The organism is Psychrobacillus sp. FSL K6-4046 (assembly GCF_038624605.1).
Classification (GTDB): domain Bacteria; phylum Bacillota; class Bacilli; order Bacillales_A; family Planococcaceae; genus Psychrobacillus.
Genome location: NZ_CP152020.1, coordinates 2,144,912 through 2,164,914 on the forward strand (window position 1 = coordinate 2,144,912; position 20,003 = coordinate 2,164,914).

The following is a 20,003-nucleotide window of genomic DNA, read 5'->3' on the forward strand; positions in this document are numbered from 1 at the left end:
TGTTATGAACGTTTACCCCAAAACTGATAGTAATCTGTTCTTATAAACCCATTGAACAATTTACGTTTCTTCGTTGCTCTACGACCATACAGATTTTCAAAATTCTCCATGGAAGATAACATATAAACTGACCAAGAAGGATATTTTTCCATCATATGTCCTAGGTCACTAATAGCTTTCTCAATTTCTTCAATTTCGCCTATACGCTCTCCGTAAGGTGGATTACCAATCATCACGCCATCCATTAGGTCCGTAGAGAAGTCGCTTGCCTGCATTTGTTTAAAGCTGATTAAATCAGCAAAGCCTGATTCAAAAGAGTTCTGCTCTGCAATTTGAATCATTTTATGATCAATATCTGAACCAATTATTTCTAAAGGTTGGTCATAGTCGGCTAAATCTTCAGCTTCATTTCTTACATCATCCCAAATTTTTTGAGGCATCCAAGCCCAAGCCTCACTATGAAAATCACGGTTAAATCCTGGAGCAATATTTTGCCCAATCATGGCTGCCTCAATTGGAATTGTACCGGAACCACAAAAAGGATCAACAAAAGGTCTATTGGGACTCCATTTAGAGATTTTTACTAAAGCTGCTGCTAAGGTTTCTTTTAAAGGTGCTTCCCCTTGACCATGTCGGTAACCGCGCTTATGCAGTCCAGCTCCGCTAGTATCAATGGTAATAGTCGCTACATCCTTCAATATACTAATTTCTATCTTGTATGTAGCCCCGGACTCATCTAAAAACCCAATTCGTTTATAGGCTAGCTTTAATCTTTCTACAATCGCTTTTTTAACAATAGCCTGACAATCAGGAACACTAAATAATGTTGATTTGACTGATTTGCCTTGTACAGGAAAAGCAGCATCTACAGGGAGGAACTTCTCCCATTGAATCGCTTTAGTATTCTCAAACAGTTGATCAAAGGTTCTGGCAGGAAACTGAGCAGCTACAATCTTTACACGGTCTGCAACTCGTAGCCATGTATTAGCTCTTGCAATTGCTCTTTCATCTCCTTCAAAATATACCTTTCCGTTTTCAGTTGTTGTTTCATATCCTAGTGCTTTTACTTCTTCTGCAACGATTGCCTCTAGCCCCATTGCAGCAGTAGCTACTAATTTAAATGTTGTCATTATACCTTCCCTTCTTGCTTATGGATCTCCCATAACTCTAAGAAATCCATTAGCCCTTTACTTGGAACTGGCTTGCTATAATAGTATCCTTGGATAATATCGCAATTCATTTCCCTTAGAATTTCTACTTGTTCCTTCGTTTCTACACCTTCAGCTACAACCTTAATATTCAAACGATGTGACATTAAAATAATAGATTCCACTATTGCTTGTTTATCCTTTAAGGTGGTTATGTGCTGAATAAAGCTTCTATCAATTTTTAAATAGTTTATAGGAAATTGGTTTAAATAACTCAAGGACGAGTATCCTGTCCCAAAATCATCAATAGAAATTTTAAATCCATTACTTTTAAGCTTTATAAGCTTAGATATAATATTATTAGAATCCTTCATAATAGTGCGCTCAGTTAATTCTAATTCAAGCTGCTGTGGACTACAATTATATTGCATTACCAAGTTGTTTATTCTTTCAATAAAATTATCTTGTTGAAAATGTATAGATGCAATATTAATGGATACTGAAATATTACTAATATCAAGTGTTCTCCATTCAAGGATATCTAAACATACTTTTTTAATAATTAACTCACTTAATGGGATGATTAGGCCAGTTTCTTCAGCAAGTGGGATAAACTCTGCTGGAGATACAGTACCTACCTGATCATTTTCCCACCTTACTAAAGCCTCTACTCCAATAATGGTTTTTGTTTCCAAGGAAACTTTAGGCTGGTAATGGACGGAGAAATCATTTGCTTGTATCGCCTTTCTCAGTTCAGCCTCCAATAACAGCAGCCTTTTCGAATCTCTCTTCAACTCTTCAAAGTAAAATGCATATTGATTACGGCCATTATGCTTAGCAAAGTACATTGCCTTATCTGCCTTGTGAATAAGTTCATCTATTTCTTGTCCGTCTTGAGGAAAAAAGCTGATTCCTATACTAGCGGTTAAATAAATTTCCAAATCATCTATTATAAATGGCTTGCTTAGCATTTTAATAATTTCAATAGCAATTTGGCCAGCATCTATATGTGATTTAATATGTGAAAGTGCAAGTAAGAACTCGTCTCCACCATACCTTGCCAAGATACTATCCTTTGGTGTTATATGCCTGACACGTTTCGTAAATTCAACTAGAATTCTATCTCCTATTTCATTTCCAAGTGATGCATTCACTTGCTTGAAACGATCTAAATCGATAAACAAAAGTGCACTGAAGCTATTTGGAGTCGAGTTTTCAATTAACTGTAAAAACAATTCATTAAAAGAGAACCTGTTAGGTAAACCTGTGAGATAATCCGTTGAAGTCAATGTCTTTATTTCTTTTTCTGCACTTTTTTTTATGGAAATATCAGAAAACACTCCAAAATAATGTGTAGTTTCGCCTAGTTCGTTTTGAATTCTAGTAATTTTTAAGTGCTCAGGGTATACTTCACTATTCTTCCTTCTGTTCCAAATTTCACCTTGCCAAATTCCTTTTTTGTCTAACTCTTTCCACATGGAGTCGTAAAATGATTTGTCCTGCTTTCCGGATTTTAATATGCTAGGAGTTTTATCTCTAACCTCCTCCAAGCTATATCCAGTAACCGCTTGAAAGGCAGCATTCACTAAAGTAATTTTTAAATGTTCATCCGTAATCATAATACCCTCAGTAGTGGAATTAAATACTTTCTCTACTAGCTCTTTTGGGTACAAAGAAAAGCTTTCGGGATGTTGCTCTTTTTTCACTTTCTAGGACCTGCTTCCCCTCAGTACTAACTCGATGATAAAATACAATTCTATTAAAGCATTAATAACCTGCCTTTAAGACATCAATCAAGCAACCTGAGATAAATAATAGTATAGGGTGAGGTTTTACTCTCTCATGATAAAATATGTAGTCAAGAAAAGAAAAGCTCTCCGTGATTGGAGAGCTTTTCGTATTATTAATTATAGCCACTCATAAACTCAATAAGCCATGTTTTGTTTCCACGGTACTCAAACGGTGAACTACCTCGTACGTATGTGGACGGCAATCATCTATCTACAGATTAATATCTGTTTTTCTATCCGTTCAATTCCTTCAAGAAAATGCCCCTACCATAATTTGGGTTTCTCACTCGTGGGGTTTACCTCGTTCCACCTGTATAGTTTCCTATCCAGCTTCGTCACTGTGGCACTTTCAGAGATTGTTAGCCATATCCGAAGACTTAGGCCTTCATCCCGCCGTCAGCCAAAAGGCTGCCTTAGTTTATTTTTTCACTAAGCACGAACACTACATTCATCGCAGAATTGTGTGAGCATGGACTTTCCTCTACAATGTCTAAGCATTGCAGCGATTGCCCGAATAAATAAGTGGTAATTACATTGTATATGATTTGACATGAAAACACAAATTTTCTTTTTTGATATAATATTATTCGTACAATTTAGCTCCAAATACATGTTTTTCTAAATGAGATAATCTTTTTAGAATATCAAAATTAGTTGCACCTGCTGCTGGTTGTACGGGAACAGATTTACGTGGTGCTTCCTCTAGCTCTTCTCTAAGTTGCTTGTTTTCTTGCTGCAGTTGAATGATTTTCTTTTCAAACGCTTCGTAGTCTTGAATAATATCGTCTAAAAACATATCTACTTCTTCTTGGTTATAGCCTCTAAGACCCGTTTTAAATTCTTTTTCTAATATATCAGAAGCTTTAAGTTTAAATTCCATGTAGCATCTTCCTTCCGTCTACAATTAGCTACTCGTATTATAGCATAATGGTGTCGAATAATGGAGTAATTTCGCGTGATTATGTGCGTTTTTTGTTAGGTTGTGCGCTTTCCCGGGAAATATCTATTTTTCTTTTTATTCTTATTTCCCGCTTAAGAAGCTCACCTTCAAAACCTTTAGGAGAATCCATCCTAGTCTTACTCCAATAATCTAAGCATTCCTGCGTTTTTTCTAATGCTTTTTGATAGTCTTTCTTCTGATGTTCATAAAGCTTTGCAAGTTCCACCAAAACCTTTAGACGATATTTCCCGTCGATTTCCTTTAAAGCTATTTCGAATGCTTCTACACTTTCTTCTATTAGATTTTGTCTTTTTAAATGTAACCCAATATAAAAGTATGCGACGCTTGTTTCACTTTCTGAAAATTGGTCTACGACGAATTCAAACCATTTATTGCTCGCATCTTTTGATTTTAGGTCTTTAAACCATTTACCGATATTCGTGTAAGTGTTAGCAGTTTCTAGTGATTCTTCTTTTTTTAAAAGATCTATCGATAAAGTATAGAGAGTTGCAAGTGATAAGATATCCCATTCGTTATGCTTTAAAATTCTCATAAGATTAGTAGGATCACCTTGTTTTACTGCATCAAAATAAATAATGGGTGCCAAGTGTCCTGGAAGATCATTTTTTCTTGTAAAGCCCAGTTTGCTCTCTTCTATTTGCTTTAGTTTAAATCTCTCTAAATCACCTTTCCATATTCTTTTGGAGGAATGCATTAAATCAATTTGCTCATGATCTTTTAATGGCGGAAGATTATTGCGATTCATCGTCCAGCGAGTATTTAACTGTGGAATATCGAAACTCTTACCATTATAAGTAATAATAGTTTGTGTATCTTTCCAAAATTCAGTAGCTAACAGAAACGCTGCTTCCTGCCCAGGCTCTACTAACACATATTGAGAAAGCAAGTATCCCCCGGGCGCTTTTTTTAATATACCATTTAAAAAAATGAGCACACCTGTCCCTTTTAACCCAGTTGTTTCTGTATCATAGAAGCAAAAAGGATTACCTGGTGAAACCGTAAGTGGATGATTTGGGTATCTCTCTTGCATAAAGGAAATTGCCTCCTCCAGCTTATCCAAACCAATAGTTCCATGTATATGCTTCTTACGATAAAATGTTTCTTTTAAAAAGAAAAAACCCTTCTCGTTTTTTATAAGCTTTAAACCAGCTTGTTTCCATTGTTCTGTATAAAAAGGAAGTGCAATTTCTGGCACTTCCTTTTTGGGCTGTTTCTCGGGAACATTCTTCTTCAGAAGTCCCTTCATCTCTAATAGTTTTTTCTCATATGACATAACGATCCACCTGTAGCATATGCAGTAATTTTATAACTTCTTTCTTTAAGTTATTTTCAGCATCTTGTGCTCCAATACATGCTGGACACCCACCAGTACAAGGGCAGCTCGCAACTTGCTCTGTAACTTTTGGAACTAAGTCATTCCATAGGTCAAACATTCTCTCGGATAAACCAATACCGCCAGGATAGCTATCGTACATAAAGAAAGTAGGCTTCTCCACGTTTACTGATTTTACTTGTGGGACTACATGAATGTCCTTAGAATCACAATGAATAAATAATGGTATAAATGAATGCAAAGCATATGCTACACCCGTCATCGCATCTGAAAGCAAGGTTTCCGACCAGTCATTTGGCTTATCAAAGCTAAACCAAGTGGATGTAGTGTGAAGCTCTAAAGGCGGTAAATGTATTTTACCTGATCCAATATTATCGTGCGTATCAAACTTAATCTTTTTGAAGATGGTCGGCTGAGCAAGAACAATAATGTCTCCAAAACGTAGTGTTCCAATATCAGCTTCTTTTTCCTTATCCTCACTTAGCACCTTTAGCTCGATTGCAATATTAGCATCTGTAAAATAATCCACGTCCACTTCTTTAACAAATGCCTTTTTCTCTTCCCAATCTAATTTCTCTACTTGAAACTGTGTTCCTTGATGAAGGTATATAGCTTCCTCGTGAAGCAGGGTCATCGCACTATAAAGATCCATCTCTCCTATGACTCGAGTTTTAGTAGGTACTGACTGATCAATTATAATGACATTGTCTTGGGAGGCAGAACGAAGACTAACATTACTAGCAGGAAAGCTTTCGGACATCCAATGCCATTTATCTGCTGTTTTTAATAGAACCCCTTCACTTTCTAAGAACTCTAGCAATTCCTGAATTGAAAATTCACCATAATTGTCGCTAGTCGTAAAAGGAAGCTCAAAAGCGGCACATTTAAGATGATCCATCAAAATAATCATGTTATCAGGATGAATTCGAACCTCTTCCGGTGATTGTCCAAGAAAATAGTCTGGATGCTTTACTACGTATTGATCTAGGGCAGTAGATTGCGCCACATAAATTATGAGCGCTTCATCCTGCCTACGCCCAGCTCGTCCTGCCTGCTGCCATGCACTAGCTATATTGCCAGGGTATCCAGTCATAATGCATGCTTGGAGCTGGCCAATATCTACACCTAGTTCTAATGCATTTGTGCTTACTACAGTACGAATTACTCCATCCCGGAGTCCTTTTTCAATATCTCGTCGTTCAGAAGGTAAATAACCGCCTCGATAACCACGAATAGATTGGTCATTTATTTTTTTACTTACTAGAGCCTGCAAATAAGTCACTAGCATTTCTACTCTTACTCTGCTTTTAGCAAAAACAATCGTTTGAATTCCATTGACATATAACTCTTGTGCAAGGTCTCTCACTTCTAATACTGCACTTCGTCTCACATTAAAAACGGGATGTACAATCGGAGGATTATAAAAAACAAAATGTTTTTTTCCAGCAGGTGCACCGTTCTCATTTATAAGTAAATGTGATTCGTTTGTTAAGTTCTCAGCAAGCTCCTTAGGATTTTTAATCGTGGCAGATGTACAAATAAACTGAGGGCTACTACCATAAAATTCACAGATTCTTTTTAATCTACGAATGACATGTGCAACATGGCTTCCAAATACACCTTTATATGTATGAATTTCATCTATAATAATATATTTAAGGTTTTCAAATAGTGAAACCCATTTTGTATGGTGCGGCAAAATACCTGAGTGCAGCATATCTGGATTGGTCAGCACTATATGTCCTGATTTCCTAATCTTTTGGCGTATTCCCGGCTCGGTATCACCATCATAGGTATAACTTAAAATCTCCTCCCCGCTTTCCCGAATCAATTCATTTAAATCACTTTTCTGATCCTGTGCTAACGCTTTAGTCGGAAATAAGTAAATTGCTCGAGAGGTGGGATCTTCCATAATAGATTGCAATACGGGAAGATGATAACAAAGAGATTTTCCAGAGGCGGTGGGGGTAATTGCAGTAAACGATTTCCCTAAGGAAGCAGCATCGAAGGCTTGTCTTTGATGAATATAGAGTTGTTCCACCCCTCGCTTTTTTAAAGCATTTGTGATGGATGGATGCATTTGATGTGGAAAAGGAGCATATACGGCTTCTTTCTCCTCCACAGTATGGATATGCTCTATTTGTGGAAATCGATTATTATCAATTCTCCAATCATCTAATAGCTCAGCTATACTTTTGTTTTTTAGCATGTTACTCCCCGACCTCCTGTAACGCTTGAAGAATGGTTTCTAAAGTATATTTAGAAGAATGTACAGACTTTAAAAAACGTTTTTTACTAGTGGCTTTATAAAAGGACTGTACGACAAATTGTCTCATTGATTCAAGTAACGAATCAATTTGACTCGGATGTACATATTTTGGTCGCTTTAATTGGATCCAAGGACGTACTAGTTGCTCCCATTCATTCAGTAATTCATCTATATCATACGCATATGGCTTTACTTCTTCAAAAAAATCCGGTTCACGGTCTTCTTCACGAAAACGGTGAAACCTTTCTATACAACTATCACATTCAATTAGCAGCTGTTTATTTACGTTTGTTAATGACAAAGTAATCCCTCTCATTCTAGTAATAGTTTATCAAAAAGCATAGCATATTACCAGCTTCGAACGAACATACATTCCTTACAGATTACTTTCTAATTTTTCCATCTTTCCTAGCAAGCGAAAAGATGATTTACTAAAATCTTCTTCAAATTGATCCTGTTCTTCGTTTAAACGGTTCTCCAATAGATATTCCAAAAGCTCTAGTTGATCAATAAGACGTTCAATTTTATTCATGTTAACACTCTCCTTTTACTGTTTAGTTCCTTCCTTCTTGATAAATCCCTTCCTACTCGACAAAGGTTCTATACATAAGACAAAACTAGCGGCACATCGACAGTGGTTAAGATGAAAAGCTTTGTTAAATTTATTGGTTGATTTTGACTAACAATTCTTTGTTATAGTGACTTAATGAGTGTAAACATTATAAAAAGGACATTCAAATAAAAATCATAAATAGATGACGAAATTGGTGTTGGTGACAGTTTTTCAACTTTGCTGCTTATGCGAGTAAATTTTTAGCACTATCGATACATTAAAGCTGTTTCCATTCATTGATTGGAGCACCAGACGGCGACTCCTACGGGATGAGTGAGACAGATAAGCCATCACAACCACGCGCGTAAGCGATGGGTGATGGCTTATCGCTCACCCCGAGGAAAGCGTCCGGCTGGGGCGAAAAATCAATTCTACTCTCTGATTTAAGATTTCTTTGCATCATAAATCAACCCAACCCTTAACATAGCCAAATGAAACTAAATTGATTACTCGTTCGTCTAACTAACTTGTGATAAACTAATATCATAAAAGAGGTGATTGTCTTGGCTATCCAATACCCTAATGGGAAGGTATATACACCTACCAAGAAAACAAAAACCCCAAAGCAAAAGGATTATTCTTTCAGTAATAGGGGTAAGACGTTAGAAGATGAGATAAATGATGCCAATGAGTACTATCTAGCTCATGACATTGCTGTCATCTATAAAAAACCAATACCTATTCAGGTCGTTAAGGTAGATTACCCAAGTAGAAGCTCGGCGGTTATAAAAGAAGCTTATTACAGGACACCATCCACTACTGACTTTAACGGGGTATACAAAGGGAAATATATTGACTTTGAAGCAAAAGAAACGGAAAATAAGACTTCATTTCCTTTAAAAAACGTTCATCTTCATCAAGTAGAACATATGGGAAGAGTTGTTCAGCAACTCGGTATTAGCTTTCTATTGGTTCGTTTTTCAACAACGGATCGATATTTTTATTTGTCTTACGAGCATTTAAAATTTTTTTGGGATAGAATGCGATCTGGAGGAAGAAAATCAATCACTCTCGGGGAATTTGAGGAATATGGGATTGAAATAACTCCAAAATATGCACCAAGGGTCAATTATTTAAAGATAGTTAATGACTTGTATGTATAAAGGGAAAGTGAGGAGACGTTTATGAGTGAGCAAAAATCTACTCGTGGACAAAGAAGAAAACAACAACTTGAACAAAAGAAAAAACAAACAAAACCTGCAAAAACATGGCTAAAACGTATCATGATAGCAATTTTAGCAATTGGATTAGTAGGATTAATAACTGGTGGGTCCGTTTATGCATATTATGCAAGCACAGCACCAGATTTAGATGAGGAATTACTAAAAGACCCGATCAGTCCTAAACTATTAGACGCAAACGGTGAAGAGTTTGCAACCGTCGGAAGTGAAAGCCGAGAATATATATCCTATGAGGAAATTCCTCAACAAATGGAAGATGCCATTTTGGCAACAGAGGATGTTCGTTTCTACGATCACATGGGAGTAGATGTCTTACGTTTAGGTAAAGCCGTTTTAGCCAACCTGAAGGATGGATTTGGTGCACAGGGTGCAAGTACAATTACTCAACAGGTTGTCAAAAACTCTTTCTTTACAAATGAAAAAACAATAAAACGTAAAGCTCAAGAAGCCCATTTAGCTCTACAATTAGAGCGTGAATATAAAAAAGAAGAAATTTTTGAAATGTATTTCAACAAAATTTTAATGTCAGGACGTATTTATGGCTTTGGTACTGCTTCTAAATATTTTTATGGGAAAGAACTAAAGGATCTTGAATTACATGAAATGGCTGTATTAGCGGGAATGCCTCAAAGTCCTAATAACTATAACCCTTTTAAAAATCCAGAACTTGCTGAAAAGAGAAGAAATACAGTTCTTTACTTAATGAATCTTCATGGCAAAATAACAGATGAGGAAATGAAAGCAGCCCAAGCTATTCCAGTTGCTGACTCCCTTCTACCCGAAGATCAAAGAGTAGCGAACCAAGATTCTAAATACGATGCATTTATCGATATAGTATTAGAAGAACTTGAAGAAAATGGAGATGCAGATGCTATTTCCGAAGGTATAACTATCCATACTACACTTCAACCGAAAGCTCAAGAGAAAGTAGAAGAAACCTTAAACTCAGACATCTTCCCTACTGAAGATATACAAGCTGGTGTTGCAGTAATTGATACTAAGACTGGAGCAGTTGTCGCTGCTGGTGGAGGAAGAAATTACGGAGTAGATCGAGGATATAATCATGCGCATGATATGAAAGAACGCTCACCTGGTTCGACTATTAAGCCTTTAATAGACTATGGTCCAGCTGTAGAATTTTTAGACTGGTCACCTGCTCAAACCATCGTAGATGAAGATATTAAGTATACAGGTACTGATCAAGTAATACGTAATGCCGATAATAAATATCTAGGTGCTATGACTATGCGTGAAGCATTATATAAATCTCGCAATACTACAGCAGTCAAAACATTAAAAGAAGTAGGTACTAAGAACGCAAGAGAATTTATTAGTCGATTTGGAGTAGATATCGGCACAGTAAATGAAGCCTATGCAATTGGTGGTATTTCAAAATTTATGTCCCCTATTCAACTAGCAGGAGCATACGCTGCGTTTGGTAATAACGGGAATCATACAGAACCATATGCTATTAACAAAATTGTATACAGAGATGGCAAAACAGAGAAAAATTACAAGCCTGAATCCAAGACAGTTATGAAGGATTCAACAGCTTACATTATTACAGACGTTTTACGTGATGTTTTAACAAAAGGAACTGGTAAGGCTGCAGCAATCAGCGGATTAGATGTAGCAGGAAAATCTGGTACGTCCAATTTCAGCGGAGATAAAAAAGGTGTTCCAGATGTATGGTTTGCAGGGTACACAACTAACTATTCAGTAACTGTTTGGTCAGGTTATGATGACAACTCTGCTATTACAACTGCCGAAGAACGAAGTCTTCCACAACGAATCTTTAAAGAAATTATGGGAAGTATTTCAGAAGGACAGAAAACAGAAAGATTTAAAAAGCCTAATTCAGTCGTAGAAGTAACAGTTGAAAGAGGTTCTAATCCATTAAAATTAGCTAGTGAGTATACACCTGAAAATATGAAGCTAACAGAGTTATTTGTTAAAGGGACAGAGCCTAAACAAGTATCTGAGGAATATGACCAGCTAGAACTAAATGCCCCTTCTAACCTATCTGTGCAATATGATGAAATAACATCATCAGCAACATTAGATTGGGACTTCGAAGGACCTGAAGGCGAAGAAGATGTTAACGTTCAGTTTGAGGTAGCGGTCTCTATTGACAACGGTCCAAGCGAAATTTTACAAACAACAGATAAAACAGGGTTAATTGTTCAAGCTCTAATCCCTGGTAGTAAATATTTATTTACCGTTACAGCAATAGCTGAGGATGTTCGAAGTGAATCAGCTAGTGTAGAGCTAGTACTCGAAGGTATCGAAGAAGAAGATCTCGAGTCTCCTGACTCGGAGGAAGAAAAACCAGAAGATACCGAGGGCGAGAATGAAAACCAACCTGGTAACAATGGTAACAATGGTAACAACGGTAATGGTAATGGTAATAACGGTAACAATGGTAATAATGGAAACGGTAATGACGGTAATAGTGGTAATAATGGCAATGGTAACAACAACGGTAATGGTGGTAATAATGATGGTGGTCAAGAAGATGGAGGCACCGATGGAGAAAATCCTGAGGAAACCCCTGAAGACGGCACAGAAACCGGATCTACACCTTAAACTATCCGATTATTACTTAAAATGATTAAAAAAAGAACGAGGAAATGGGATTATAACCCTTTCCTCGTTTTTTAATTGTTTCTTGAATTTATAAAGTGATTTTTTATTGCTTACTTTAGTTTAAGTGTAACATTTCACAAACGAACTCGTTTCACGAAATACCAACCCTACCCTTTAAAGAGGGCACTGAAATACTTACGTTTTTATAATAAATTTGTTTTGAAAATTAAAAAAGGGTACTTTTTGTTCAAATTGAACAGAAAACATCCTTTTTCATTGCCTTATTCTTGCTCTCCTTCGTTAAGTAACTTTAGGATTCGCTTCAGGTTGACCGCAAATATGGTTGTGGCTCCTTGTATTTCCATGCCAAAAAGACTCGTGCTAATCGCTGTATCGTAGCCGTATCCACTCTTTATCCTTCTTTGTAACACCCAACTCTGAAAGGGCATATTTTACATTTTTCCACCTCAAAATTATATTTATCATTGTGCGCACCCCTGCATTTACTTTTCTTTAGTATAGCAATAAAAGAATTTTTTTGCCTGAGTACATTTTTAATAAATTCTATAGTGGATTGGAGTGCAGAGCGGTGACTCCTAGGGGATTAGCGGCCACGGCGAGCACCCGGACTGAGCGCAGCGAGGGAGAAGGCTTGCCGGGCCGCCCCCAGGAAAGCATCCGCTCGGAACGGAAAGACACGGTCTCAGGAAATAGGAGCCTTTATTCATACTCTACCTCTAAGAGTTTAAAAGTACTTTTTCAGTGCACTCGCCTTTAACATAGCCATATTTTTTTATATTTAAACTGCCCTAATCTAAAAATGCCCCATATGGACTCCCTCTCTAAGTTAGTTTAGTATCTAACTTTTAGTAGGCAGTACATATGGGGCATTGTTGAATAATTAAGGTTTTCTTGATTCCATAATAAAGCGAAGAGCAAGCTTCTTTTCCGTTTCTTTAAATAATTCATCCAGCTGTCGAAACGCCGCAAAAGTTTTATAGTTCTGTTTTATAAAAGTAAAACGTTCCTGATAGTTTAATGGACAAGTGCCATCTGCAAGGTCAATTAACTCGTTTAACAGATCAATTCCTTTTTCCATTAAATCAATAGACCCGTTATTTCTTTTTTTATAATGAGCTTGTATCTCATCTCGCATCTTTGACCACTTTGCAAAAAGTCCGACAAAGTCTTCTTTTTTAAGCTTGGACAACTTTACTCATCCTTTTTTTACCCTCTCTGCACACAGGCAGTAACGGACATTGTGGGCAATTGGGATTTTGTGCCTTGCAATGGTAGCGGCCAAAAAATATAAGCTGGTGATGTGCCTTGGACCAGGATTCAATCGGAGTCTTTTTCATTAACGTTTCCTCGACCTGTAGGACAGAGTCCTTCCATCGACATAGTCCTAATCGCTTCGATACTCTTTCGACATGAGTATCGACGGCAATGGCAGGAATGTCAAAAGCAACTGAAACAACTACGTTAGCAGTTTTGCGCCCTACTCCTGGAAAAGTAGTAAGTAGATCTCTGTCTTCCGGTACTTCTCCATTATAAAGCTCTATTAGTTGCTTACTAAGCGCTTGAATATTTTTTGCCTTATTACGATATAGGCCGATTGAACGTATGTCGTTTTGTAGCTCTTCGATTGAAACTGCTAAATAGTCTTCGGGCTTTTTATATTTTTGGAACAAATTTTTAGTTACTTTATTTACAAGCACATCCGTGCATTGCGCTGATAAAAGTGTAGCTACTAATAATTCAAAAGGATTATCGTGGACTAACTCACAATGAGCATCCGGAAACATCCTTTCCATTTCCTCTAAACAAAAATGCCATTGGGCCTTTGTAAGCAACGTTCTCCACCTACTCTCTTTCTTCTAACCAATTGTAAAAAGGAACTTTCGCCGCATCTAAGGATTGCTCCTTTGGTCTTTGCATTGGTATATGCTGTCTAAACTGAGCCGACTGATTTTCTGCAGCTTCTACTGTTTTTATATTTTTCTTTTTCCACTCGAATAATATGCGGTCTATATAGCGCAGGCTTAGCTTTTGAGATAAGACAGCCTCTTTCAAAGCTAGCCTTATTAAAGAGGCAGAATGCTTGTCCTGGTCAAACCACATTCCAATTGTTTCATATTCCATTGGAGATAACAATCTACCGAATTCAGCTTCAAATAATTTGTAAATTTCGCCTTCTTCGCCCTTCACTTCTTCGTCTTCTTTATTAAGGTTTTGTTGCTCTACGCAATCGACCAAAAGCTCCCATAAATGATTAAAATCATAGTATTCATAATGAACTCCATTTTCGTCCATATGCTGTTCAATTTGGATTAATCCCTTTTGGACAAGACGTTGTAAAATCGTCACTACTTTATGTTCGTTAAAATGTGTACGTTCCACTAAGTTTTGAGGGGTTGGAAAGTGGTTACCCGCTTCTCCAAAAGCGATAAGATGTAATAGCAGAATAGCTTCCTCGTCCTTGACATTAATGGCCTTGTAATGGCTAAAAAAAAGCTGGGAAATGGTTACATTTCCCTGCTCTGTCCAGATTCGGAGCCGATTTCGCTTTTGCATACTCGCACTCCCTTTCTTATATAATACGCTGTAAAAGTTTATTAACGTAAATGTTCTTTCTTTCTGATTCTTATTATGGATATAAACGGTTTAATAGTCTTGGGAATGGGATAGATTCACGTACGTGTTCTGCTCCACTTAACCAAGCTACTGTACGTTCTAATCCAAGCCCAAACCCTGAGTGAGGAACAGACCCTTGTTTACGTAGCTCTAAATACCATGCATAAGCCGATTCATCTAATTTATGCTCTGCAAGACGTTGTTTTAGTAAATCATAATCATGAATACGTTCTGATCCACCGATAATCTCACCATATCCTTCAGGAGCGATTAAGTCCGCACATAATACAACATCGTCTCTGTCTGGATGAGGCTGCATGTAGAATGGTTTAATGCCTATAGGATAATGCGTGATGAATACTGGCATATCATAGCTTTCTGCGATAGCTGTTTCATGCGGTGATCCGAAATCATCTCCCCATTCAATATCATCAAAGCCTTTCTCGTGTAAAAACTTAATTGCATCATCATACGTGATACGTGGGAATGGTGCTTGAATTTTTTCTAATTTAGAAGTGTCGCGTCCTAAACGTTCTAATTCTAATTGACAGTTTTTAAGAACAGATTGGACAATATATGCCACGTATTGCTCTTGTACTTCTAGATTCTCATCGAATTCTACAAACGCCATCTCTGGCTCGATCATCCAAAATTCAATTAAGTGACGTCGTGTTTTAGATTTTTCTGCACGGAATGTTGGTCCAAAGGAGAATACTTTTCCTAATGCCATTGCTGCAGCTTCCATGTATAGTTGTCCAGATTGAGATAAATATGCATCCTCATCAAAATACTTTGTATGGAAAAGCTCTGAAGTTCCTTCAGGAGAAGATCCAGTTAAAATTGGTGGATCCATTTTTACAAATCCATTTTCATTAAAGAATTCATATGTAGCACGAATTATTTCATTACGAATTTTCATAATTGCGTGTTGTTTTCTAGAACGCAGCCATAAATGACGGTTGTCCATAAGAAATTCAGTTCCATGCTCTTTTGGTGTAATAGGATAATCAACCGCAGCGTGAATTACTTCGATTTCTTTTACTTGTAGCTCATATCCAAAAGATGAGCGTTCATCTTTAGTTACTTCTCCAGTGATATACATAGAAGTTTCTTGAGTTAACCCTTTTGCTGTTTGGAAAATTTCTTCTCCAACAACTTCCTTTACTACTACTCCTTGTACAAAGCCGGAGCCATCACGTAGCTGTAAAAAGGCAATTTTTCCGCTTGAGCGCTTGTTCGCAAGCCAAGCCCCAAGTTTTATTGTTTCTCCGACATGGTTGGCCATATCTTTAATCATAATTTTTTTCATGTTGTCCTCCATTAGTCATAAATAAATTTTACAAATTGGATATTCTCTTCCACCAGTCGCCGTTATCAAATAATAGATAAACGTAGTTTAGATTATCCTTTGAATTGACAAAGGTAATCTCCCATACAGGGCCAACCTCTTCCACACCTAACTTAGCGTGGAGCACCTTACTTTCTTGCTCTCCATCCAAAACGATGGAGATGGCTTCTTCTTTTGATATACCCTCTTCAAAGCTTACCTCCATGATAGGCTCTTCATTTGCCTTCAGAGGGATAAAAAATGCTTTTTTGGCGCCATCTTTTGTGTTACCTATAATCGTCTGATAAGAGTCGGTACTATTATACACATAGGATTCATCAATTGTCTCCAATAAGTTATTCTTTAGTGTATAAGATTCTGCAGACGTTAAGGCTTCCTTAAATGGCTCCCGAGCCTGAGTATATATAAGAATGCTAAGGATTGCGGTTAGGCTAATTGTAAAAATAACGATAAATAATAGCCATCTTTTAAGTGCCATATTTAGGTCCTGTAAATGGTAAAGACTGCTTTTTCTTGGTCTTCTTTATCTAATGCCAATCCAAACATTAAATCCTTTTCCTTCAAAGAACGGTTCAATGCATCTACTATTTTGTATAGATCTGATTGGTATTGTACGGTGACGGTGGAGATGACTTCGATTTTGTTTTCCATATTTCTACCCGCTTTCTAATACTCATCCTTAATTAGTATACCAATTTTCTAGCTCTAAGACTATATTTTCTAGTGATACTTTCTTTACAGGTATGTTAGGAATCGCCTGTAAAAAATCAGCCCCATACGACTTAGTCTCAATTCTTCTATCTAATACGATAAATACTCCCTTATCAGCGGAGGAACGAATTAAACGACCAAATCCTTGTCTAAATCTTAGAACTGCTTCTGGTAAAGAGTAGGATGAAAATGGGTTAAGCCCGTTTCTGCTCATTAATTCTGCACGTTTTTTAAATAATGGGTCATCTGGTGATGAAAAAGGTAAACGCACCATGATCACGACAGACAGTGCCTCCCCTGGCACATCTACGCCCTCCCAAAAGCTATTGGTGCCGAAAAGTACAGATTTCGAGAAGCGTTGAAAGGATTTTAATAGACGCATTCTACTGCCAGTTGTAATCCCTTGGGCAAACAGCATATAATCTTCGAGCAGGTTAGTCTCTTGTATTAACTCAACCGTTTTTCGAAGCATATCTTGTGAGGTGAATAATACAAAGCATCTTCCGCCAGTTACTAGCACTGTCTGAACAATTGCTTCTGCCACTGACTCAATATAGTCAGATTGTGAAACTTGCTGAATATCCGGCATATCTTCAATAATTAGGAGCTCTGCCCCATTATAAAAATTAGATTCTACTTTAAATTGATGAATCGGCACACTCGAACTAAGCCCTAGCTGTGAAGTGATAAAGTATTTGTTAGATGGTACGGTCAAAGTCCCCGACGTCCAAATAATACCTCCACTATCTCTTAACGGAGCCATTGCTTCTTTTATATCCTCTTGATAATCTAATGGTCTTTTGATGATAGTAAGGCTCCCTGGCACACTCCTATTATCTAGTTCGAGCCATTTTGCTTCTTCTTCACCATCCTGAAGAAATATTTCATCCCACTCACTTACTTTAATCTCTAGCTCCCGTAGCCAATATTCCCACTCATTTACGATAACTATTAATTGAGGGTCCAATAGGTTTTTCTTGGACGAGCCAACATATGGCTTTGTGGAATATATAAACGTCTGCAGATTTTTAGCTACTTTGATAAAATATGATTTATCTAGTTCTAACTCTTCCATCGTATTCGTACGTTTCGTACTTTTAGATTTATGAGGGAAGCTTTGTATAGAAGAAATGATGTGAGACATAGCGAGATCAAACGACTCTACAACATTTACAAAAAGCTTCTCTATGCGGAGTCGTACGGATAAAGAGACGTTTATAAGCGACAGTTTGTAAAGTAGATGATCGGTATCTAACGTTCCAAATTGGCCTAAAATATACTTCCAATTAGTATAGGAAAAAATACGTTCTTTTCGAGAAATACTAGCATGGATCATTTGATGTGCTTCATCAATGATAGTTGCACAGCCATTCTCTAAAAGTTTAACTTCTCTATCCTTGTCTGCTATGATCATAGAATGATTCGTCACAAGTATATCGCAATCCTTACTCCGAAGAAGTGCTCTCTCATAAAAGTCAATTCCTTTTACGTCGTTTATCATCTTCTCAGAGGTTCTTCTTATTTTATCAACAAAGAGTAAACCACCTCCAGAGACATTAAGCTCAGAAAGATCACCCTCCTCTGTCATAGTAAGCCAAACTAAAATCTGCATGATAGTGAAGGTTTCATCATATGACTCGTCATCTTGCTGAAGATGCTCCCAAAAACGATAAAGGTCAATATAGTGGTTAATCCCTTTTAGTTTAGCTACTCGAAGATTTATATTCAAAATGTCATGAAGCTTCGGTATTTCCTCATTTATTAGTTGATCAATAAGATGAGTAGTGTAGGTACTAATAATAATTGGCTTTCCTTGCTCTATTCCATAAATAGCAGCAGGGATTAAATACCCTAATGTTTTACCTATCCCAGTCTCGGCCTCACATACTATTTCTCTAGATTCGGACAGCGCTAGGTGAATTCTATCCATAAGCTCAAATTGGCCAGTTCTTTCCTCCAGCTTTAAACTTCCTTGTTGGAATAACTGCTTCTTTTCGTCGAAAGAGCTTGGGTAAACTAGCTCACTTTGCGTTGGAAGAGGCTCATCTCTTTCATATTGTAAAGGGATCCCTCGATATTCTAAATAATCCTTTGAGTCATACATTTTTCTTTTCATCGTCAGCACTTCAAAAAATATAAGAGCTAGATTGGATTTTAATTGAAAGGATCTCTTATGTAAAAGTTCTATTGTTTTCATTGGCAGCGTTTGTAGCTGATCAAAACATTTCAGCAGTAAATAAGCTGTAGCCTTCGCATCGTCATCTGCTCGGTGGGCAGATTCAAGCTCTATATGTAGCTCATTTGCTATATCCTGAAGTTTATAACTATAAATATTAGGAAACATCAGCTTTGCAAATTCCACTGTATCAATCGATTTACAAACTAATTTAGGTAATCCTACACGTTTTAGCTCCTGCTGAAGAAACGTTAAGTCAAAGTTCGTATTATGAGCAACAAAAATATGATCTTGCAACATTTCCAACACTTTTGGGGCAATCTCTTCAAATCTAGGAGCATCCTTGACATCTTCTTCCTTGATGTTAGTTAGATCCTGAATAAATAGAGGAATTTGTTTTTGCGGATTTACAAACGTATTAAAGGAGCCCGTTATTTTATTATTTTCTATAAAAACAATTGCAAGCTGAATAATTCGGTCACCATTGGCAGATGAATGGCCTGTTGTTTCAATATCGACAACTGCATATTTATGATTTTCCAACACACTTCATCTCACCATCATTAAAATTAAAAGCATTCTAACAAGCGCTCGAGCACTGCTTTTTAAAAATTGTACCACATTACTTTATTAGAAACGAAATATATGTAGGACTTAAAAAAAATTAAAATTATTATCCCTACTTCTTTCATTCTCAAATAAACAATTCAAATCCTATTTAGACGAAAAAATGTGCAGATCTAGCTTGTTAGAGAGAAAGTTGCAATAGCAATAAAAAACAAAGCCCCGGAAATTTTACGATTGGTAAAATTTCCGGGGACTTTTGAAATCCAGGGGCTTTTTTCTCCAGCCACCTCCATGTGCAATTATTACATGACTGTTGCTTCTGGCTCGTAGTTGATAATTTGGTTAATCGTATTATCTGAGTTCATAATTCCTACTGTTGGACGATGGTTTTTTGCTTCTTCATTCATTACGTATGCATAAGACAAGATAATTACTATATCTCCACGTTGAACAAGGCGTGCTGCAGCTCCATTTACACAAATTACACCGCTTCCACGTTCTCCTGCGATAATATATGTTTCAAAGCGTGCCCCATTATTGTTATTGACAATATGAACCTTTTCATTTGGCAGCATTCCTACTGCATCCAGGATATTTTGGTCAATTGTAATACTGCCTACATAGTTTAAATCCGCCTCAGTGACTACTGCTCGGTGAATTTTACTGTTTAACATCATTCTTAACAT

The 20,003-nt window shown here is 37.0% G+C and carries 17 protein-coding genes, 1 other RNA gene and 1 pseudogene; 2 read left to right on the plus strand and 17 right to left on the minus strand.

The window, feature by feature from the left end:
- Positions 1-2 precede the first annotated feature (2 nt).
- From MKY09_RS10580 to MKY09_RS10615, 8 genes are all read right to left on the minus strand, one after another.
- On the minus strand, positions 3-1,130 hold the full coding sequence (locus tag MKY09_RS10580; RefSeq protein ID WP_169359540.1) for a class I SAM-dependent RNA methyltransferase: 1,128 nt from the start codon (positions 1,128-1,130) through the stop codon (positions 3-5).
- On the minus strand, positions 1,130-2,854 hold the full coding sequence (locus MKY09_RS10585; RefSeq protein WP_340883689.1) for an EAL domain-containing protein: 1,725 nt from the start codon (positions 2,852-2,854) through the stop codon (positions 1,130-1,132). The genes MKY09_RS10580 and MKY09_RS10585 overlap by 1 nt, the downstream gene beginning before the upstream one ends.
- Before the next feature lie 218 nt (positions 2,855-3,072).
- Positions 3,073-3,456: RNase P RNA component class B (rnpB, locus tag MKY09_RS10590), an RNA gene on the minus strand.
- Between the two features lie 65 nt (positions 3,457-3,521).
- A complete protein-coding gene (gene gpsB / locus MKY09_RS10595) occupies positions 3,522-3,818 on the minus strand; it encodes a cell division regulator GpsB (RefSeq protein WP_342566625.1) in 297 nt (98 codons plus the stop codon).
- 79 nt (positions 3,819-3,897) lie between these two features.
- On the minus strand, positions 3,898-5,172 hold the full coding sequence (locus MKY09_RS10600) for a ribonuclease H-like domain-containing protein (protein WP_298469394.1): 1,275 nt from the start codon (positions 5,170-5,172) through the stop codon (positions 3,898-3,900).
- Complete coding sequence (locus MKY09_RS10605; protein ID WP_298469391.1) at positions 5,162-7,441, minus strand: DEAD/DEAH box helicase; 2,280 nt, start codon at positions 7,439-7,441, stop codon at positions 5,162-5,164. Before MKY09_RS10605 ends, MKY09_RS10600 begins: the two co-directional genes overlap by 11 nt.
- Position 7,442: 1 nt before the next feature.
- Positions 7,443-7,802, minus strand: a complete 360-nt coding sequence (locus MKY09_RS10610) for a YppE family protein (RefSeq protein ID WP_298469388.1) — start codon at positions 7,800-7,802, stop codon at positions 7,443-7,445.
- Positions 7,803-7,877: 75 nt separating this feature from the next.
- Entirely contained in the window at positions 7,878-8,033 is a 156-nt protein-coding gene (locus MKY09_RS10615) for a hypothetical protein (protein ID WP_169359545.1), read from the minus strand.
- A gap of 584 nt (positions 8,034-8,617) precedes the next feature.
- On the opposite strand from MKY09_RS10615, the gene recU reads away from it, so the two are divergent.
- On the plus strand, positions 8,618-9,217 hold the full coding sequence (gene recU, locus MKY09_RS10620; RefSeq protein WP_251555874.1) for a Holliday junction resolvase RecU: 600 nt from the start codon (positions 8,618-8,620) through the stop codon (positions 9,215-9,217).
- A gap of 21 nt (positions 9,218-9,238) precedes the next feature.
- Positions 9,239-11,881, plus strand: coding sequence for a PBP1A family penicillin-binding protein (locus MKY09_RS10625; protein WP_298469485.1), 2,643 nt, complete (start codon positions 9,239-9,241; stop codon positions 11,879-11,881).
- Positions 11,882-12,162: 281 nt separating this feature from the next.
- On the opposite strand, the pseudogene MKY09_RS10630 reads toward MKY09_RS10625, so the two are convergent.
- From MKY09_RS10630 to panD, 9 genes and pseudogenes are all read right to left on the minus strand, one after another.
- Positions 12,163-12,362, minus strand: a pseudogene (locus tag MKY09_RS10630) (IS5/IS1182 family transposase); the annotation flags it as partial.
- A 420-nt stretch (positions 12,363-12,782) separates the two neighbouring features.
- The gene (locus MKY09_RS10635) at positions 12,783-13,091 is read right to left on the minus strand and encodes a YpoC family protein (protein ID WP_251555877.1); all 309 of its coding nucleotides are present in this window, start codon (positions 13,089-13,091) and stop codon (positions 12,783-12,785) included.
- Positions 13,078-13,734, minus strand: a complete 657-nt coding sequence (gene nth, locus MKY09_RS10640; RefSeq protein ID WP_169359601.1) for an endonuclease III — start codon at positions 13,732-13,734, stop codon at positions 13,078-13,080. Before nth ends, MKY09_RS10635 begins: the two co-directional genes overlap by 14 nt.
- 10 nt (positions 13,735-13,744) lie before the next feature.
- Complete coding sequence (locus tag MKY09_RS10645; RefSeq protein WP_251555881.1) at positions 13,745-14,455, minus strand: DnaD domain-containing protein; 711 nt, start codon at positions 14,453-14,455, stop codon at positions 13,745-13,747.
- 73 nt (positions 14,456-14,528) lie between these two features.
- Positions 14,529-15,824, minus strand: a complete 1,296-nt coding sequence (asnS, locus tag MKY09_RS10650; protein WP_169359550.1) for an asparagine--tRNA ligase — start codon at positions 15,822-15,824, stop codon at positions 14,529-14,531.
- Positions 15,825-15,852: 28 nt separating this feature from the next.
- Positions 15,853-16,341, minus strand: coding sequence for a DUF5590 domain-containing protein (locus tag MKY09_RS10655; RefSeq protein ID WP_251555882.1), 489 nt, complete (start codon positions 16,339-16,341; stop codon positions 15,853-15,855).
- 2 nt (positions 16,342-16,343) lie between these two features.
- Positions 16,344-16,514 (minus strand): YpmA family protein, encoded by a 171-nt coding sequence (locus tag MKY09_RS10660; RefSeq protein WP_144536843.1) that lies wholly within the window; start codon positions 16,512-16,514, stop codon positions 16,344-16,346.
- A 28-nt stretch (positions 16,515-16,542) separates the two neighbouring features.
- The gene (dinG, locus tag MKY09_RS10665) at positions 16,543-19,296 is read right to left on the minus strand and encodes an ATP-dependent DNA helicase DinG (protein WP_298469476.1); all 2,754 of its coding nucleotides are present in this window, start codon (positions 19,294-19,296) and stop codon (positions 16,543-16,545) included.
- A gap of 323 nt (positions 19,297-19,619) precedes the next feature.
- Complete coding sequence (gene panD, locus MKY09_RS10670; protein WP_169359553.1) at positions 19,620-20,003, minus strand: aspartate 1-decarboxylase; 384 nt, start codon at positions 20,001-20,003, stop codon at positions 19,620-19,622.

Bases quoted from the DNA above. Each gene is read 5' to 3' on its own strand.
- asnS (WP_169359550.1), bottom strand. From the start codon at position 15,824: ATGAAAAAAATTATGATTAAAGATATGGCCAACCATGTCGGAGAAACA.
- MKY09_RS10660 (WP_144536843.1), bottom strand. From the start codon at position 16,514: ATGGAAAACAAAATCGAAGTCATCTCCACCGTCACCGTACAATACCAA.
- MKY09_RS10655 (WP_251555882.1), bottom strand. From the start codon at position 16,341: ATGGCACTTAAAAGATGGCTATTATTTATCGTTATTTTTACAATTAGC.
- MKY09_RS10625 (WP_298469485.1), top strand. From the start codon at position 9,239: ATGAGTGAGCAAAAATCTACTCGTGGACAAAGAAGAAAACAACAACTT.
- MKY09_RS10580 (WP_169359540.1), bottom strand. From the start codon at position 1,130: ATGACAACATTTAAATTAGTAGCTACTGCTGCAATGGGGCTAGAGGCA.
- MKY09_RS10645 (WP_251555881.1), bottom strand. From the start codon at position 14,455: ATGCAAAAGCGAAATCGGCTCCGAATCTGGACAGAGCAGGGAAATGTA.
- MKY09_RS10600 (WP_298469394.1), bottom strand. From the start codon at position 5,172: ATGTCATATGAGAAAAAACTATTAGAGATGAAGGGACTTCTGAAGAAG.
- panD (WP_169359553.1), bottom strand. From the start codon at position 20,003: ATGTTAAGAATGATGTTAAACAGTAAAATTCACCGAGCAGTAGTCACT.
- gpsB (WP_342566625.1), bottom strand. From the start codon at position 3,818: ATGGAATTTAAACTTAAAGCTTCTGATATATTAGAAAAAGAATTTAAA.
- MKY09_RS10615 (WP_169359545.1), bottom strand. From the start codon at position 8,033: ATGAATAAAATTGAACGTCTTATTGATCAACTAGAGCTTTTGGAATAT.
- MKY09_RS10605 (WP_298469391.1), bottom strand. From the start codon at position 7,441: ATGCTAAAAAACAAAAGTATAGCTGAGCTATTAGATGATTGGAGAATT.